This is a genomic window from Vibrio sp. Isolate22 (assembly GCF_022398115.1).
Classification (GTDB): Bacteria; Pseudomonadota; Gammaproteobacteria; order Enterobacterales; family Vibrionaceae; genus Vibrio.
This window is the reverse complement of sequence record NZ_JAKEUW010000079.1, coordinates 1-17,910: the sequence shown is the minus strand read 5'-3', so window position 1 is coordinate 17,910 and position 17,910 is coordinate 1. Positions and strand designations below refer to the sequence as shown.

Sequence of the window (17,910 nt, the reverse complement as noted above, 5' to 3'; positions counted from 1 at the left end):
TCGTGATAGCTAAATCACTGAACCGACGCGGCCTCCCGCGCTTATTCTGTTTGCTTTGCGCCCACCCGCTTATTGCTTCTTCATCAATCCAAAAGGTCAGAGAACCACGGTTAATGAGTGATTGGTTGTATTGCTTCCAGTTGGTTGTTTTGTAACGAGGCTTAGGCATAGGACTACGAGAGAGAGTGGAGGTAGCTGCTCAGATCGTAGGTTCTGKATTTAGTTCCATTGAATTACGCAACAAAGCCATGCAGCGCCTGCCCATGCCAGCCCAAATTGATTTTCAAGCCCTGAAAAAGCTATAGCTAAGTAGCCCGTCCCAAATATCATTGCAACCAAGGCGCTTAAGCAGCCTGAATTCATCTTTTATCCTAGAATTTTATTACTAAATAATAAAATTATCAGAAGGGTCGATTGTTTGAATTAGCATCTTAAATTAAATTTATTTTTAAATGTTATAATCTATTGTGGTGATTGTTCTCATTTCGTTACATGTACCTAATGAGGGCTTATATAAGTATATGATTCAATTATTTCTTTTTCTGGGCGTTTGTCTTTATAGCAAGTTTTTATGTACGGGTGGAGGTGCAGAAGGTGTTATGTCGATGAAGGTTATGACGACGGAAAGGAATATCAATAGTGTTGGTAGGCTAGCTGAAGTTGAAAACTATTAACTTACCGTAGCAACACTATTGGCATCTATTTATCTCTAGTAACCATCTACTAGAAATGTTTATTTTATGACGGATTAGTCGTTGATAGGATAATTCGAAGGAAACAACGCTCGTTTCGCTTCTTCATCCCGTTCGGTTTTAAACTCGATGTCTTTGCCTGTTTCACGGGCGCGAAGTGCGGCTGGGCGAGTGTTGATGGCGTTAAACCAGCGCTTCAAATTCGGGTATGGTTCTAAGCCTTCTTCACCAAGTACGACAGGTGCTTTATCAATCCAGCCCCATGCGGCTACATCGATAATGGTGTACTCATTACCGACGATAAACTCACGACCTTCCATATGCTTTTCTAGCACTTCGTAATGACGTTGTGCTTCACGCAGGTAACGGTTCACTGCGTAGTCTAGGCCTGCTGGCGCAGCATGGCGGAAGTGTACCGATTGGCCGGAGTATGGGCCAAGGCCACTCGCAATAAACATCATCCAAGATAACAGTTCAGCTCGGTCTTCTGGTTGTCCCCCAAGCTTGCCAGTTTTCTCTGATAGGTACAGAAGGATGGCGTTCGAATCGAACACGCGTTGTCCTTCGTCTTCGATCGCAGGTGTTTTTCCATTTGGGTTTATTAAGCGATATTCCGGCGTGTGTTGCTCACCTTTTAAGGTATCAACTGGAACGAGTTCAAAATCTAGGCCTGTCTCTTCTAGAAACAAAGCGATCTTCATTGGGTTTGGTGTTTGGTGAAAATAGAACTTAAGCATGGGGTAACTCCTTGTATTGGTAATTCATTAAAGCATTACCTGAACGATCGTTCAATAATTGGTTTTAAATTATTTGAAAGTTTGTTGATTCTTATCCCAAGTCTATGCGTTTAAAACTTCGTTATTTGAGCGAGGATGATCATCGCGCGATTCAGTGTGTTGAGTTTAAATTGTTGAGAATAGTGAGCTTAAAGCTGCTTCTTTGATGCGTTGTTTTATGCGGAGTTCGGATTTGTTATCAGTGGTTTGTGGCGGGATAGGGCGTATGAAATCCGCAGTCATATATTCCAATAAAAACGTGAGCACTGGTTCAAACCAGAATTATCTGGATGCACAGGCTTATTGGTAAGTTCGAAATCGTGATCTGCTGCCACACCTTATGCAACAAATGAATATTAACCTTAGAGATTCTGGTGTGGTTCACAGTTTTTTAATTTTAGGGACTTACATTGGGGTACAAATCTGATGTGAACACTTATCTACACAGGATACCCTCATGAAAAAGAACATTATCGCCCTCGCTCTTGGTGGCATGCTGGCCTTTGGCACAGCCCCATTTTCTTTTGCTGCTAGCGATGGCGCAGTTCAAGCTTCTGCGGATTACGCGCAGCTAGTGACGAAGCGACAAGTTGTCGATCAATTGCTTCTTGATGCGCTACAGGCGTTTAAGTCTCCGGCGAGAATTTCTCACGCCGGTTTCACGGCAAAAATGCCAAGCAACATGGAAATTGTGACTAACCGACTGCTAGAGGCATACCAACTAGAACCTTATCGTACCGACTTGCTGATCTCGGCAGCGAACGCTCAGATCTACAACAAAAATGCAGAGCGCGCGATTGAGCTGTTTGAACAAGCGCTTACGGTTGCACCAGACGATGTTGACCTTCACGCTTACCTTGCGGTTTGGCAGCGTTTTGAAGGCAATCAAAGTGAATCCAACAAGCACATGGAGAAGCTAGAAAGCCTGAACAAAGGTAAAGCAGAAGACATCAAACGCATTTTTGCTACGGTCGATCGCGTGTTAGAAACGCCGCTTAAAGAATCTGCAGGCAAAGGTTTGTTGGATGATCACGGCGCTATCGTTACTCTAGGTTACGCGCTGAATCCAGACGGCTCAATGCATCAGATCTTGATTGAGCGTCTTGAGACGACATTGGCGATGGCTAAGGCGAATCCAGATGCGATGATCGTGTTAACGGGTGGTGTGCCAAAGAACCACAAGACTGAAGGCAAGTTGATGGCGGACTGGCTTATCGAAAAAGGGGTAAGCAAAGATCGCATCATTGAAGAAAACTATGCGACTAGCACGGTCGGCAATGCCTTGTTCAGTAGTTATGCGTTAGCTAGCCACAACATTAAACACGCGACGATTATCAGCTCGGCAAGCCACGTTCGCCGTGGTCAAACTCTGTTTGAAGTGGCAAGCTGGCAAACGGGACCTCAGGGCATTACTTTCGATACGGTTTCTTACCCTGATAAGCCACTTTCAGAGCTTAAGAAAGCAAGTGATGGTGAGCTACTAGGTATCTACCGTGATGCCCTTAGAACTTATGGTATGTGGAGTTACCGCTCTTACCCGTTAGAGTCTCGCTAAGTTTAGTGTTACTTCAAAGCAGGCAAAGTATAAGTTGCTAGTACAATCGAGCACAGCTAGATGTTATGCTGTGCTCCTATTTTATTTAGTGTTTCAAAGGTAAAAAGATGAACCCGATTCTAGCAATGTTGAAAGAGAACAATATTAGCGACGCGCAAATCAGCGAGCTATTCCAAACGTTGACTGAAAACCCTCTTGCAGCAATGGCGACGATCAGCCAACTTGGTTTACCACAAGACAAGCTTCAAATGCTTATGGGTCAGGTAATGCAAAACCCTGCGCTAATCAAAGAAGCAGTTGAAGAACTTGGCCTAGATTTTTCTAAGGTTGAAGCCGCTAAAGAGCAACTTCAAAAATAATTGAGCCTGAATGAGCTAATACCGGTTTGGCTTAATCTGCATTCAATAAAAAGGTCGTTTAAGTTCAGCAATAGGCTGTCTTAACGGCCTTTTTTGATCTTGGTGGTAAGTTAGGGCTTTGGTGGAGTTACTTTCAATAATCTTATCTGACGCAATACATACCGACCGTTTCAACATAATTGACAGCAAACTTGCCAAACTAAAAACCATACTGACAAATTCCTTACTAAACCTAACTAACCTATGCGCGACTTGATATGTGTACCTTGGTTAACTGTGCATTTGTATAGAGATAGCCCTAATAAAGGGAGTAAATGTTAAGCAATGTACTGGTTACCAATGAGTCACAACAAAAATGAAAAGGGCAACTGGCTAGGTCCTTTATTGAGCAGTGATTTATAGGAAATTAGTTATGAAGTATTTTAAGGAAACAGCTTTAGCGAGCCTCGTGCTGGCTGGGCTTGTCGGTTGTGGTGGTGACTCTGGGTCATCAAGCAGTACGACACCCATTACTTTGAGCGTGAGTGATGCGCCTGTCGATGATGTTAAAGATGTGACGGTGACATTCAGTAAGGTCGCTTTACTTCCCCAAGGAGGAGGTTCGCCACTGATTTATGATGTATATAAAACGGACGAAAATGGCGATTATGTTGATGAGAACGGCGATCCATTGCCAGATGGTGAAGACCCGATTCCATTAAGTGTGAATTTGTTGGATTATCAAGGCAGCGATGCGCTTCCCTTGATTGAAAATGAGGTTATTCCGGTAGGCAGCTATAAATTGTGTGTGTTCGCGAATGATGGCGATCATCCAACAGATCCATCTTACGTGATAGAAAATGATGATACGAATCGTGAGTTAACAGTTAAAGGTGAAGGCGCGTGCCCGCAAGGTGTGGGTAAAGAAGATAACGCTGGCGTGCTTTACTTTAATGATTCGTTCAATGTGAACCAACAGAGTAACGATTTTGTTGTCGAGTTCGATCTTCGACGTGGCCTAAACAACAGTTCGACTTTCCCTGATTACACTATTCAAAGAACGTCTGTAAGCCTTATCAATACGGTTGAGACTGGTAACATTGAAGGTACTGTTGCAACCACTACTTTCGAAGCTTGTAATCCTACAGACGATAGCACGTTCGTTCAGTCGGTTTATCTGTATGACGGCAACGTCGATAAAGCTGACATGGCTCCGATTGGCGGCAGCGATGAAGTGAAACCGATTACTTCAGCATCAGTGACAATAAATCAAGCACAGACCAACTATGAGTTTTCTCTTGGTTTTATTGATCCAGGTACTTATTCATTAGGCTATACCTGTACCGCGCAGCATGACAGTGATGAAGATAATGTTGATCCGATTGCTGATGGTTTTGAAATCTATGATGTTCAAAGTAATGTTCAGGTAGTGATTGGTCAAGACAGCCAAGTGTCATTCTAACCTTGGCGTAAAAGACGATATTTAATAAAAGCGGCCTCATATTTAGAGGCCGTTTTTGATAACGTCACCTAATTAACATGAATTTGATGAGCATTGAGTGTGACTCTAGGGAAGTGATAATGTAACTTCGTATCTCTTACTTTAACCTAGCGAAATGTACTCTGGCGTTGCTCATGAAATCTAGCTTAAGCATTCGATCTTACACCAAGCAATTTAATACTCATGCCCATGATGGTTACCATCAACTGGTGCTGCCCATTCAGGGGAGTATTAGCATTGAAATGGTGGGGTATGTTGGCAAGGTTTCTGTCGGTGAATGTGTGGTGATTCCTGTCACCACAGCGCATGCGTTTAAGGCGGATGAAGCGGCACGGTTTATTGTTGCAGATATGGTGGAGTTACCGCAGCACTTGCTAGAGAATGAGCTCTCGGTGTTCACCATAACGCCACCTTTAATGAGCTTCTTGCTGTTTGTTGAAAAGCAGCTGGAATATCAAGTCGACAGTGGCATTGAATCATCTATCTTGGATGTGTTTTCACTGTTATTAGGGCAACAACAAGTAAGTAAGAGCATCGATCCTCGTATTCGTGTGGTCCAAAGATTCATTGCGGATAATTACGCCCAGCCCCTATCAATTTCTAAGCTTGCAGAAACGGCTTGCTTGAGTCCCACTCAATTTAAGAAGCGCTTTAAAGAGTGTATTGGAATCAGTGCGCTTAAATACATCACTCGTTATCGTATGGAGAAAGCACAAGCCTTGCTAAGTCATACCGATTTACCCGTTCAATTGGTCGCAGAAAATGTGGGTTATAGCGACTTGTCTGCATTCAGTCGACGCTTCTCTCAGCACTTTGGCATGTCTCCAAGGGCGTTTTTGGGTTCGGTGAAAGAGAGTCTTCCAAAACAAGAATAGCGTCCTTTCTGCAAACTAAAACCAAAGTATGTTCACTATTATCTATTTCAGAAATGAAAATAGACTAGGTAATAGCAATGAATCTTGCCATCAATCGCGTTAACGAATTCCAAACAGGCACTTTAGCTATCGTGTTTGCATCTGTTTTATGGGGCACGACAGGTACAGCCGCAAGCTTTGCGCCTGATCTCAGCCCATTAGCGATTGGTGCTTTTTCAATGGGCGTCGGCGGCTTAATACAGGCGGTCTTGGCGTATCGAAAGATCCTGTCTTCACTTGATAAGCTTTTGCTCAACAAAAAGCTGCTAGCAGCGAGTGCACTGGCTTTGGCAATTTATCCTTTGGCTTTCTACTCCTCGATGAAATTATCGGGTGTCGCGATGGGAACGGTGGTGTCGATAGCTACTGCTCCGTTCTTTTCTGCACTTTTAGAGTGTCTTATTAGCAAAAATAATAATATTAATAAACGTTGGCTAACGAGCTTTGCCATTGGCGTGGTTGGTATTGGATTATTGGTATTTTCTGAGTCGTCAGTGGGGAGCGAACCTAATGATGGCCTGAAGCTTTTAGGTATTGGTTTAGGTTTGGTTGCTGGGTTGTGTTACGCCATTTATTCGTGGGCGACAAAAGCTCAGATAGACGAAGGCATTAAGTCGCAAGCGGCAATGGGCAGCATATTTGGTTTAGGTGCAATGTTGTTATTACCAACGCTGTGGTTCACTGGTGACAATCTATTCGCTTCAAGCACGAACGTATTCGTGGTGAGTTACTTGGTGTTACTTCCTCAATGTTTGGGTTATATCGCGTTCAGTTTCGGGTTACGACATGTCACCGCAAGTAGTGCGAATTTGATTACTTTGCTTGAGCCTGTGGTTGCCGCCGTATTGGCTGTTTGGATTGTGGGGGAGCGTATACCTTTGGTCGGTTGGATAGGTATGTTGTTGATTGTCATGTGTTTATTTATTCAATCACAACCAAATAATCAGCGAAACTAAGTGCTTGTTAACAAAGCTAAATTGAATTTTATTCATGCTTGTATCTTATAAATGAATAAAATGAGTATCTCAGTCGCGAGAGTGCTGTTACTATCGTTATCAATAGTCGGGGGGCATCTACCTTAATTGGTATTTGCTGAGATCGTTATTCGAGACCCGTTGAACCTGATTCAGTTAACACTGGCGTAGGGAACTATGATGACTTTGTCTATGTGGTCTAACAATGATCTCTCATTGGTTTCACTTCCACAATCTCTTTACGGCCAAAGTTCGGTTCTCTTACGTCTTTTAGATAGTAGGAGCGATCATGACGCAGCATTCCAACACTCAAGCGCCACTTCAGAATACTCAAACACCACACAACCAATCTTCGGTGGTCAATACTCCGATTGTTTTAACCATTGCTGGTTCTGATAGTGGCGGCGGTGCAGGTATTCAAGCGGATATTAAAGCCATGTCTGCAACAGGTAGCTTTGCTTGTTCGGTGATTACTGCGATTACTTCTCAGAATACTCAAGGCGTATCAGCCATTTTTCCAATCCCACTTGAGCATGTTGCCAGCCAGTTAGATGCGGTGTTCACCGATCTGAATATCGTGGCGGTAAAAGTTGGTATGTTGGCGGATTCGCAAATCATCAAAGTCGTTGCAGACAAAATCAAACAATACCAACCAAAACACTTGGTAATTGACCCGGTAATGGTCGCGACAAGCGGCGACCTTCTTCTAGAAAACTCAGCTATCACTACGCTAAAACAAGAGCTGATTCCGCTCGCCGACATTATTACGCCTAACTTACCTGAAGGCGCTGCACTGACAGGAAAAGCCGTTCCTGAAAGCGAAGCCGAAATGCAGGACATGATCGAAGATCTGCGCGCTTTAGGTGCTAAAGCCGTTCTGCTAAAAGGTGGTCATCTAGAGAAAGATGAAAACAGCAATGACTTACTGATTCTACCAACTACATCTGCTGTGATTAGCGCGAAGCGTTTTCCTACCAAAAACACTCATGGAACGGGCTGCACGCTCTCTTCTGCTATTGCTTCTTTCTTGGCTCAAGGCAACACGCTCCCAGAGGCTGTAGACCTGGGTAAACAATACATTTCACGCGCGATTGCCCATGCTGACGAGTTGAAAGTCGGTCAAGGTCATGGCCCAGTAAATCACTTTTTCGCTGGGCACGGTAATGTCCGTTAATACGGTTGGCGTTCAACTTAGCAATGCGACGTTGCGTTACCAAGATAGCGAGCACGCGACCCTGTCGGGGCTGTCACTTAACTTAAGCGAAGGTAAGTGGACAGTGCTACTTGGGCGCAGTGGTTGTGGGAAAACGACGGTATTGCGTTATTTGGCAGGTTTGTTGGAAGACAAGGTGGAGTGGCAGGGTACATTGGCAACGTCTGATGAACTGCCTCTAACTGATCGTATCGCATACATGGCACAGCAAGATTTGTTACTGCCATGGTTGTCGGTTATCGACAATGTATGCCTGAGCCATCGCTTCCAGAACACTACTAACAAGCATCAAAACGCAGAGCAAAAGAACCGAGCGTTCGAGTTACTCGCTTCAGTTGGTTTGGCCGATTACGCAGATACTATGCCGGATCAGTTGTCTGGAGGTATGCGCCAGCGTGTTGCGTTAGCTCGCACCTTAATGCAAGACAAACCTGTCGTGTTGATGGATGAGCCTTTCTCTGCGTTGGATGCGGTAACAAGACACAAGTTACAGAGTTTAGCGTGTGAACTGTTGAGAGATAAAACCGTTGTGTTGATCACCCATGATCCGCAAGAAGCGGTGCGTTTGGCGGATAACTTATATGTGTTGCAAGGCACGCCTGCGAGTGCTCACTCTTTATCTGTGCCTCACACGGCGACGCCACGAGTGCTCGATGGTGAGTGTGCCGAGTTACAACAGGCGATCTTAGAGCAGTTGGAGCGTGATTATGACTGATTTTACGCGAAGTGAAGCTGTCACTCAGCCGACGAATGTACAGACTAGCACTGAACGTTCAAGTCAGATGAATCCCGTCACGCGTTTGCTAATTAGCAGTGTTGTGATTCTCGGCTTATGGCAACTTGTGGTCGTGGTTTTCGAAATGCCAAGCTTTATTCTGCCAGCGCCAGCAGAAGTCTTTCTCAAGCTGATTGAACGCTACGATGTGTTGCTCAAACACACCTGGGTGACCGCACAAGAGATCTTACTAGGGCTATTACTAGGTCTGACGATGGGGCTATTTTTCGCTTTGCAGATGTTGATGTTCGAGCCATTGAAACGTTGGCTGTTGCCGATCTTGATTGCTAGCCAAGCGATCCCTGTATTTGCGATTGCGCCAGTACTGATGCTGTGGCTTGGCTATGGTATCGCCTCAAAAGTAGTGATGGCGGCAATCATAATTTTCTTCCCTGTAACTACCTGTTGTTATGACGGCCTGCGAAATACTCCGACTGGGTATCTTGATCTCGCTAAGACGATGGGTGCATCGAAATGGCAACTGCTACGCCACATTCAACTTCCTGCCGCTCTGCCAACATTGGCGTCAGGTATTCGTGTGGCTGTGGTTATCGCTCCGATTGGCGCGGTTGTCGGCGAGTGGGTGGGTTCGAGTGAGGGGCTAGGCTACTTAATGCTGCAAGCCAATGCGCGCATGATCATTGATGAGATGTTTGCTGCCTTGTTTATCTTGGCGGTGCTCTCTATCTCGCTCTACTTCATCACAGACAAATTACTCAAAAAAGCTATCCCTTGGGAGAACCAGTGATGGCTAGCTCAATAACTCTTTGTTTAATAAGGCTTCGCTCAAGGCTATTTAACTAAACAAACCTCGTTAGAAATTAGATCGACAAACACAATAATAATATTCAAAAGGAAAGGTTAACTATGAAAAACACCAAATTGGTAGGTGCAGTGGCACTGCTTGCTTCGCTAGTTTCAGGTCATGCATTCGCGGATTCGGAACACAAGAAACTGACACTGATGTTGGATTGGTTTGTAAACCCGAACCACGGCCCAATTGTGATTGCTCAAGAGCGTGGTTACTTTGCAGATCAGGGCCTAGAGATTGAAATCCAAGAGCCAGCTGACCCAAGCACGCCAGCAAAACTCGTTGCAGCAGGTAAGGTCGATCTCGCAGTAACCTACCAACCAAGTTTAACTATGGATGTCGCTGCAGGTTTGCCTTTGGTTCGAGCATCAACCCTTATTGCAACACCGCTGAACACACTAATGGTGCTGGATAACGGCAAGAACGATTCGTTAGCGGATCTGAAAGGCAAGAAGATCGGTATCGCGATTGCGGGTAATGAAGAAGCGACGATCGGTACCATGCTGGCTCAGGAAAACGTTGCGTTTACAGATGTGCAAACCATCAATGTTGGTTGGGCTCTTTCGTCTTCACTGGCATCAGGAAAGGTAGATGCCATCTGGGGTGGCTTACGTAACTTCGAAACGAACCAACTAGCCCTTGAAGGCTTTAAAGCCAAAGCATTCTTCCCAGAAGAGCACGGTGTGCCAGCTTACGACGAGTTGATCTTTGTGGCGAACGCAAAGAAACACGACGACGAAGCAATCAAAGCATTCAACAAAGCACTCGAGCAAGCAACGACTTACATTGTGAACCACCCGCAAGACTCTTGGAGTGAGTTTGTGGCGTATTCGCCAGATACGTTAAACAACGAGCTAAACCAACGTGCATGGAACGACACATTGACTCGTTTTGCACTTCGCCCTTCTGCAGTAGATATGAAGCGTTACGATGATTACGCACAGTTCATGTTCGACAAAGGCATTATTAAATCACTACCAAAAGCCGCTGATTACGTACCGACTTTTGACTAAGGAATCTCATGAAATATCAAGACTTAATCCAAGCCTGCCAGCAAGATTGGCAAGACTACACCGAGCATGATTTTGTGAAAACGCTGGCGAACGGCACTTTGGCTCAGCCGTGTTTTCTGCATTACCTAAAGCAAGATTTTCTGTTTTTGAAGCAGTATGCCCGCGCGTACGCGTTAGCGATATACAAGGCTAAAACCTTGGCTGATATGCGCCGTGCTCTGCCAAGTGTTCATGCGCTGCTAGATTCTGAAATTTCACACCACGTGACTTACTGTGGTCAGTGGGGTTTAACGGAATCTGATTTAGAAAACGAACCCGAAGATTTCGGCACCGTCGCTTACACGCGCTACGTTTTAGATGCGGGTATGACGGGTGATCTTGTCGATCTTTATGCGGCACTGGCTCCGTGTTCAATTGGTTATGCCGTGATTGGTAAAGCGCTATTGGAAAGCAGCGATACTGTTTTGGAAGACAACCCATACGCAAGCTGGTTACAGCTTTACGGCGGGGAAGAGTTCCAGTCTGGCGTGGCAACGGGCGCAGAGTATTTCAACCAGCTACTGGCTGAAATTGATATTAACAGCGAGCGCGGTCAGAACATCGTTCATATCTTTAAAACGGCAACGCGTATGGAAGTGGCTTTCTGGCAGCAAGGTCTGAATGCACTTACTGACTCAACAGCCGCTTAAAGCGACTTTCACGAATAAGGATTAATCCATGCTAACTGAACAAATCATCCAATCGCTGCGTGCAGTACGAGAGCAAAAGCCACTGGTTGTGAATATTACTAACTACGTGGTGATGAACAACACAGCCAATGCGTTATTGGCAATTGGTGCTTCGCCTATCATGGCGCACTCGCAACAAGAACTGGCTGAGATGATGTCATTTTCTGGCGCTTTGGTGATCAACATTGGTACGCTCGACAGTGTCTGGACGCCAAGAATGTGCTTCGCGGTTGAACAAGCTAACGCGAACAACAAGGTTGTGGTGCTTGACCCTGTCGGTTGTGGTGCAAGCACGCTACGTACTGAGACGTCCCGTCAAATCGCCCGTTTAGCGGATAAGCTAATCATTCGTGGTAACGCGTCTGAGATTATTGCATTGGCGGGCGAGCAAGCGCAGAGCAAAGGTGTGGATGCGCTTGATAGCAGTGATGCTGCGTTAGGTGCTGCACAGTGCTTAGTGGCTGAATACGGTGCAAATGTGGTGCTCTCAGGCGAGACGGATTACGTTGTCACTAAAGACAGTGTAGTAACGTTAAACAATGGGCATAAAATGATGCCGTATGTCACAGGCATGGGTTGTATCTTAACGGCGTTGACTGGCGCATTTGCTGCTGTTGGTGATGAAAGCGGTTTGGCTGCGGCTGCGGTATTAGGTGTGGTTGGTGAAATTGCTGCTGAGAACTCTCGCGGCCCAGGTAGCTTGCAAATGAACTTGCTTGATGAGCTGTATCAGTTAGACGAAGAAACTCTGATTCAACGTTTGAAGATTCAATAAGGTTCATCTGCACCTAAGCAATCAGTTAGAAGCCTAACTTAAACGCTTTAGTTATAGAAAAGCCCCCGACACTTATGTGTTGGGGGCTTTTTATTATTGGTTTGGAACTGTACCAGACGTGTATAGACTGGCTGACTAGGTTCTAAATCGGTTTACTTGGCTCTCTAGGTGATGCGCAACCTCGGTCAAGTCGCTCGCTGCACCTGAAATGCTGCTGACTGACTCTTGGTTACTTTGCGCGATGGTATTCGCACCTTGCGCATTTTCACCCAGTGATTTGGTAAGACGATCTTGCTCATCAACCGACACTGCGATTTGGCTATTTGCTTGGTTCAGGTCTTGGATGTGTTGATTAATTACATGTAAGTTCTGAGAAGCTTGCTGCGCCTGTGTTGAAGCATCTGAAACCGTGCTGTGACTCTCTTTAATCGACTCTAACGCATCTTTAGCGCCACGTTGTAGTGAGGTGATGAGCTCATCAATCTGGCTAGCAGAGTCTTGGGTTCGTTTAGCGAGCGTTCTTACCTCATCTGCTACTACGGCAAATCCGCGACCTTGTTCACCTGCGCGAGCGGCTTCAATCGCGGCATTCAGCGCGAGAAGGTTGGTCTGCTCTGATACGCCTTTGATTACTTCCAGTATCGCGCCAATGTTCATCGACTCTTTGTGGAGGTCGGTCACTTTCTGGCTGCTGACCTGCATGCTCTCGTCGGCGCTGCCAATTTCATGCAGTGTTTTGTCTACTTCTTTAAGGCCCATCGCGACGTTCTCAGTTGCTTGGTTGGCAACTTGAGAGGCATGATTAGCACTTGAAGCAATTTCAGATGTACTTGAAGCCAGTTGGTCGACTGCGGTTGAGATGTTCATCATCTCGTTGTTCAACTGCGTTGCGTTGGTCGAGCTGTTGTTAGTTACTTGATTGAGTGATTCAGACATTTCGCCAATACGCACACTAGAGCGGTTCACTTGGCTTACGATATCACGCAGAGATTCAATGGTGATCTCCATGTTAGTCAGCAGTTCACCAATCTCGTTCTTGCTCTCAATGTTAACCTCAACATTCAGGTTGCCTTGAGAAAGCTCATTGGTGATCTGTTTAACCTGTGCGATGCCTTTAGTGATAGAGCGAGTGACTAACACAGCGCTTGTCATACCGATAACTAACGCGACACCCGTTAGTAAGATGATGATTTGAATTGAGCGCGTTTCACTGGCTTGTAGCTCTGGTGTGAGCGCTTGTTTCTGTTGTTCTAGAATGCTTTGAGCATCAGCCACAGCGATCGCTAAGCTGTCGCCAATCGAGGATAGGGTAGCGGTTCTTTGAGTGTTCTCAAGCATCTGTTGATGAACTTGTTCAAAGCCTTTCGCATAGGCTTCACGCTGGTTAGAGAAGTCTTCAATCAGTTCGCTTTGGTAAGGAGAGGATTTCAGAGACTCAATATCACCTTCAATACCTGGTAGAGCGTATTCAAAGATATCTTTACCCGCTTCGTAGGTTTTAAGGTCGTTGTTGTTTGAGTAGCTGATGACTGCGATCTTAGCTGCGAGGAAGTTCTCCATAAGCATACCCGCGTACAAGCTCGCGTTTGGATCGTTGTTATTGTAAGACTCATACAACAAACTCTGAGCTGCTTTTAACGCGTTGGTCTCTCTTTTGACCATCTCAACATTGACTAGCTGGTCGATCATTAGCTGGCTCTGCTTCATTGAGCTATAGGCAGTATCAAAGGCTGCAACGCTGTCTTGAACCAGCTGTAAGCTTGATAGGCTATCAGTGTTAGTGGTGTTTTCGATTAAGTTATTGAGCAGATCATCGATCGCCAGTTTGCTTGATTGATAGTTCGCTTCGTATTGCTCATCCAATGACTCTAAGTAACGTTCAGAGGCTAAACGCATCTGAAGAAAGTGGACTTGAATGTTGCCAGATTGAGTCGCTTTGTGGCTGAGTTCGCTGTACTCACTAAAGCCGTTCGACAAGGTTTGAATGCCTTTGTAGCTCACAAGGCCTGAAATGACGAAAAAGAGCAAGCAGATGGCAAACCCCAGCTTGATCTTTAGCGCTATAGAAAGGTGGCGCATAACTATCCCTATATTTACCTGATTCCTTCATTTTGGAGTATTCCATAAAACTGTGTATCGGGCATGCTCAAAGTGAATAGTTTGTGTAATAAGTAACGCTTTGGTTAAAAAGTTCAGATTTTTCGATATGCTTTCAACGAGTTGCGTATTTGATCTGTTCGCGCAACGCAGAGATTTTAGTATTAACTCCCATGCATAGCAGGCGATTTGTCGTTAAAATAGCAGAACATTAATGATAGAAATCGATTAAAAAGGAACGGTATGAACCCTTACAAGCTCTACTTGGTTACTGACGACCAACAAGATCTAGAAACGCTTAAGTTTGTGGTTGAAAAAGCGGTTGCTGGTGGCGTTACTATGGTTCAAGTAAGAGAGAAGCACGGAGATGTGAGAGCCTTCATCGAGCGTGCAGAAGCCGTCAAATCCGTTTTAGTTGGAACAGGTGTGCCATTGATCATTAATGATCGAGTTGATGTAGCATTAGCTGTGGATGCCGATGGTTTGCACTTAGGTCAATCAGATATGCCAGCAACCATAGCCCGCAAGCTGATTGGTTCAGACAAGATTCTTGGTTTATCGATTGAGACTGAACAGCAGTTACAAGAAGCTGATGACTTGCCGATTGATTACATTGGCCTCAGCGCACTGTTTGAGACTCAGACAAAAACAAATCTGAAAAAGCATTGGGGTTACGAAGGCATTGAGTTGGCGTTGGAAACAACCAAGTTACCGATAGTCGGGATTGGTGGTATCAATGAATCTAATATCCCTCAGTTGGTTGAAACAGGTATTCACGGCTTAGCGCTAGTATCTGCAATCTGTCACGCTGAAGATCCTAAAAAGGCGACGCAAGACTTAGTAAATCTGATGGGAGAGTGAGTTTGTAGCGACTAGAAAACAAATGAAGCGAGTCATTTGTTTTCTAGTTAGCGCGTATGAAAGCGCTCAAGGGAGCTTCAGTTGAAGATAGGACCTATCTTACTGAATACACAAAGCAACAGTGCCGATGATCATCAAAGCGATCGCTGCGTACCAGCCGTATTGCGAGGTTTTATCGGCAACGAAAATCTTGATGTAATTGATTTCCTCATGTGCCATCGCAATAAAGTCGGTGTAGTTAATGGATAACTCGCGACTTGTTTCGTTTAAGTCATTTTGTAATTTGTTGAAAGCCTCATCGATGAAGCCTTTTGTTTCCGAAGCTGACGGCGTTGCAGCCATCGTTAGGCTGTTCCAAACCGCCATACGCGATTCATATTCACTTTCACTGACACAATTAAGTACGCGTAAATCATACTCTCGTTTGTTACGCTCTTTACCCATTTTCTCAGGGCAAATGTTTCTTAAAACGTTCACGACAAATTTTCCAAAAGGTTCATTTAGATATAAAAAAGTACTCGAAGAGCACTCATAAACTGGGGCGAATTAAATTCAAAAAGTGATCTATTTGAAGCTGTCATAGGCAATGCCTATGCGGGAGATTTGAGGTTAGGTCAGTAGTGTTAAAGAGCGATTTGGATTGGTTCGTTAACCATGTATAGGCACGACAACCCCTTTCGGATCGCAGTTTAGTTATGTCACTTTGGGACATCAACTAGGGTGTTTTGTCCAGACGACAAAGATATTTATCGGTGAAACGTGTCGAAATGCGGTAGTGCGGCGAAACGCACTACCGATATTGCAGTGTAGTTTTAGCTAGTTTGCTTGCCATTGATTGTATTGCAAAGAGTAACCTTCCAACTTCTCAATCAGATTCGTGAGTACCGGGCCATTGATGTGACGGCGTGACACCAGGCACCCTACCGGAGTTATCCAACCACCATGCTCGTGTGCAACAGGCAAGGCAACGAGTTCTCCTATATTTATACCTTCCATTACCATCATTTCAGGTACATTTGCCCAACCTATGTTTTGTTCTACTAGGTCGATGATGGTTTTGTGCGTGTTGGCATACCAAAGCATAGAGCTGATCCCATAGGTGAACCACAGCTCACGTTGCTTTGAACTGCGGTGTACACACTGACGATAGCGTTTTAAGTCTGAATCTTGAACTACTGGGAGCTTGCTGAGCTCATGATCGGCAGAGCTGACGGTTAGGAAGCGTGCTTGGCCCAACAAAAAGAAATCCATATCAACTTTAAGTTCACCATCCGCATAGATAATACCGATGTGTGCTTTTCCTCGTCTTACTAAATCCTCTACATCGAAGGTGGATGTCGTAATAATTTCGAAGTGTGTGATTGGAAATTGATCGGCTAGGGAGCTGATTATCTTGATGAAATTTTTATCTATGATGCTTTCATCGATAGCAACAATTAGCTTATGCTCGTCTTCTTGTGCCAGTGATTCTACTTTTTGGTCGAAGTACTTTTGTTGATCAAGAATCGATTTAGCGACAGGCAATAAAGCTTTACCTGTAGAGGTTAAAACGGGGATGTTCTTCTCTCTATTGAACAGCTCTTGGTCGATGGCAATTTCTAAGTTGGCGATCGACTGACTAACACCGGATTGAGCTCGTTTTAACTTACGCGCTGCCGCAGAAAAAGAGCCACTTTCACACACAGTGACGAAGACTTTTAATTGCTCAAAACTGTACATGTTATCTCTCGCGACTTTGGAATTAGATTGAATTGCTCAGGCTATCACTATTCGTGATGGCTGTTAACTTTCTCTTATTATTTCGGGTGACATAATCCTAGCTAACCCAACACATACTAGATGATTTAGAGGAATGTATGAGTACGTTAGAAAGAGTGTTCCACTCAGTGTTATTCGAAGTTTTGGCCGTAACGCTTTCAATAATCGGCTTAGCAATATTTACCGATCACGATGTGAATGCCTTATCAGGAACCATGATAGTTGTTGCTACCATCGCGATGGTTTGGAACTACTGCTTTAATCGCATTTTTGATCGTTACTTCACCGGTGAGAAATCAGAGCGTTCATTGAAATTACGAGTGTTTCACGTTGTGTTATTTGAAGCTGGTTTGCTCATAGCAACGATTCCTGTCATGGCTTACTTACTCAATGTAGGAATTTGGCAGGCATTCTTGATGGATATCGGCGTGACTATTTTTATTACCATTTACGCGTTTGTGTTCAATCTGATATACGACCATGTTCGAGTGATCTTGGTGCGTAAAGCTGAGCCTCTAACTCAATAAAAGAGCTCGACACTAATACTCACAAGTTACACGTATCATGGTTACTAACCAGTTGTTTATATTTGAGTTTAATGAACTGTTCTGGTTAGTAAACCTATGTGAAGTTGTGCTAAATCTGCTATCTTAAATAAGGAAACAATTTGAGTTCATGAATGAACAGAATAAGAGGAAAGGATGCCTAATACCCCTCATACAATGGCAGTGGTCGATAAGAAAGAGGTAGAGCTTTTTGCTGAACTGCTGAGCCACATCGATGGTGAAATCTACACCTTGTTACGTAGCGCAAAAATCCCCAACGATATTCTTACTAGTAATGATCATTACGATTATCTCCCAGAGACAACCATAAAAAATGGTTCATCGCGGCTTTCCGGGGAAAGCCGCTTTTATCTTCAAGAAGAAGTAGTCTGTATCTCGATACCCATACCCCATTCGCTTGATTAACTTTATTTTGTTGTTTATCCCTTCCAATGTGCAGGTGTTGAGCGGATAACTTGCCGATCCAATAATACCGTGAAGATAAGGCCTCAGTTTTCGTGCGAACTCTTTCAATGGCTTAATTCCACTTTCTTGCACTTGTGCCCACCATACCTCCCAGAGCC

The 17,910-nt window shown here is 44.6% G+C and carries 19 protein-coding genes, 1 pseudogene and 1 riboswitch; of the genes and pseudogenes, 14 read left to right on the top strand and 6 right to left on the bottom strand.

Features of this window, described 5'->3' with window-relative positions:
• Both L1D55_RS24950 and L1D55_RS24945 read right to left on the bottom strand, forming a co-directional pair.
• The coding region (locus L1D55_RS24950) for a transposase (RefSeq protein ID WP_200905027.1) at positions 1-169 on the bottom strand (169 nt) is incomplete at its 3' end.
• Positions 170-748: 579 nt separating this feature from the next.
• Positions 749-1,429 carry a glutathione S-transferase family protein gene (locus L1D55_RS24945; protein WP_239919258.1) on the bottom strand — a complete coding sequence of 227 codons (681 nt, stop codon included), beginning with the start codon at positions 1,427-1,429 and terminating at the stop codon, positions 749-751.
• 496 nt (positions 1,430-1,925) lie between these two features.
• On the opposite strand from L1D55_RS24945, the gene L1D55_RS24940 reads away from it, so the two are divergent.
• From L1D55_RS24940 to thiM, 11 genes are all read left to right on the top strand, one after another.
• On the top strand, positions 1,926-3,023 hold the full coding sequence (locus L1D55_RS24940) for a YdcF family protein (RefSeq protein ID WP_239919257.1): 1,098 nt from the start codon (positions 1,926-1,928) through the stop codon (positions 3,021-3,023).
• Between the two features lie 107 nt (positions 3,024-3,130).
• The gene (locus L1D55_RS24935; RefSeq protein ID WP_004738856.1) at positions 3,131-3,382 is read left to right on the top strand and encodes a DUF2999 family protein; all 252 of its coding nucleotides are present in this window, start codon (positions 3,131-3,133) and stop codon (positions 3,380-3,382) included.
• Positions 3,383-3,794: 412 nt separating this feature from the next.
• On the top strand, positions 3,795-4,823 hold the full coding sequence (locus L1D55_RS24930; protein WP_239919256.1) for a DUF4382 domain-containing protein: 1,029 nt from the start codon (positions 3,795-3,797) through the stop codon (positions 4,821-4,823).
• Positions 4,824-4,996: 173 nt separating this feature from the next.
• On the top strand, positions 4,997-5,737 hold the full coding sequence (locus L1D55_RS24925) for an AraC family transcriptional regulator (protein WP_239919255.1): 741 nt from the start codon (positions 4,997-4,999) through the stop codon (positions 5,735-5,737).
• Positions 5,738-5,814: 77 nt separating this feature from the next.
• Positions 5,815-6,732 (top strand): EamA family transporter, encoded by a 918-nt coding sequence (locus tag L1D55_RS24920; RefSeq protein WP_239919254.1) that lies wholly within the window; start codon positions 5,815-5,817, stop codon positions 6,730-6,732.
• A 97-nt stretch (positions 6,733-6,829) separates the two neighbouring features.
• A riboswitch (TPP riboswitch) is annotated at positions 6,830-6,941 on the top strand.
• A 98-nt stretch (positions 6,942-7,039) separates the two neighbouring features.
• Positions 7,040-7,924 carry a bifunctional hydroxymethylpyrimidine kinase/phosphomethylpyrimidine kinase gene (thiD, locus tag L1D55_RS24915; protein WP_239919253.1) on the top strand — a complete coding sequence of 295 codons (885 nt, stop codon included), beginning with the start codon at positions 7,040-7,042 and terminating at the stop codon, positions 7,922-7,924.
• Positions 7,914-8,678, top strand: coding sequence for an ABC transporter ATP-binding protein (locus tag L1D55_RS24910; protein WP_239919252.1), 765 nt, complete (start codon positions 7,914-7,916; stop codon positions 8,676-8,678). The genes thiD and L1D55_RS24910 overlap by 11 nt, the downstream gene beginning before the upstream one ends.
• Positions 8,671-9,486 carry an ABC transporter permease gene (locus L1D55_RS24905; RefSeq protein ID WP_239919251.1) on the top strand — a complete coding sequence of 272 codons (816 nt, stop codon included), beginning with the start codon at positions 8,671-8,673 and terminating at the stop codon, positions 9,484-9,486. Before L1D55_RS24910 ends, L1D55_RS24905 begins: the two co-directional genes overlap by 8 nt.
• Positions 9,487-9,605: 119 nt before the next feature.
• Positions 9,606-10,562 carry an ABC transporter substrate-binding protein gene (locus tag L1D55_RS24900; protein ID WP_128164710.1) on the top strand — a complete coding sequence of 319 codons (957 nt, stop codon included), beginning with the start codon at positions 9,606-9,608 and terminating at the stop codon, positions 10,560-10,562.
• 8 nt (positions 10,563-10,570) lie between these two features.
• Positions 10,571-11,251: a thiaminase II gene (gene tenA, locus L1D55_RS24895; protein WP_239919250.1), complete on the top strand. Its 681-nt coding sequence runs from the start codon at positions 10,571-10,573 to the stop codon at positions 11,249-11,251.
• Positions 11,252-11,279: 28 nt separating this feature from the next.
• Complete coding sequence (thiM, locus tag L1D55_RS24890) at positions 11,280-12,065, top strand: hydroxyethylthiazole kinase (RefSeq protein WP_239919249.1); 786 nt, start codon at positions 11,280-11,282, stop codon at positions 12,063-12,065.
• A 135-nt stretch (positions 12,066-12,200) separates the two neighbouring features.
• Here the strand turns inward: thiM and L1D55_RS24885 are convergent, their stop codons facing one another.
• Positions 12,201-14,144: a methyl-accepting chemotaxis protein gene (locus tag L1D55_RS24885; RefSeq protein ID WP_239919248.1), complete on the bottom strand. Its 1,944-nt coding sequence runs from the start codon at positions 14,142-14,144 to the stop codon at positions 12,201-12,203.
• Positions 14,145-14,405: 261 nt separating this feature from the next.
• Between L1D55_RS24885 and thiE the strand changes: the two genes are divergently transcribed.
• Complete coding sequence (gene thiE / locus L1D55_RS24880; RefSeq protein ID WP_239919247.1) at positions 14,406-15,023, top strand: thiamine phosphate synthase; 618 nt, start codon at positions 14,406-14,408, stop codon at positions 15,021-15,023.
• Positions 15,024-15,122: 99 nt separating this feature from the next.
• Here the strand turns inward: thiE and L1D55_RS24875 are convergent, their stop codons facing one another.
• Together L1D55_RS24875 and L1D55_RS24870 are read right to left on the bottom strand one after the other, a co-directional pair.
• Positions 15,123-15,467 (bottom strand): thiamine-phosphate diphosphorylase, encoded by a 345-nt coding sequence (locus L1D55_RS24875; RefSeq protein WP_239919259.1) that lies wholly within the window; start codon positions 15,465-15,467, stop codon positions 15,123-15,125.
• Positions 15,468-15,839: 372 nt separating this feature from the next.
• Positions 15,840-16,742, bottom strand: a complete 903-nt coding sequence (locus tag L1D55_RS24870; protein ID WP_239919246.1) for a LysR family transcriptional regulator — start codon at positions 16,740-16,742, stop codon at positions 15,840-15,842.
• A 137-nt stretch (positions 16,743-16,879) separates the two neighbouring features.
• Between L1D55_RS24870 and L1D55_RS24865 the strand changes: the two genes are divergently transcribed.
• The gene (locus L1D55_RS24865; RefSeq protein WP_239919245.1) at positions 16,880-17,308 is read left to right on the top strand and encodes a PACE efflux transporter; all 429 of its coding nucleotides are present in this window, start codon (positions 16,880-16,882) and stop codon (positions 17,306-17,308) included.
• A gap of 195 nt (positions 17,309-17,503) precedes the next feature.
• Positions 17,504-17,662 (top strand): annotated as a pseudogene (locus L1D55_RS27740) (AraC family transcriptional regulator); the annotation flags it as partial.
• Between the two features lie 3 nt (positions 17,663-17,665).
• On the opposite strand, the gene L1D55_RS24860 reads toward L1D55_RS27740, so the two are convergent.
• Positions 17,666-17,910 (bottom strand): transposase (locus L1D55_RS24860; protein WP_239918908.1); only part of this gene is annotated, 245 nt, incomplete at its 5' end.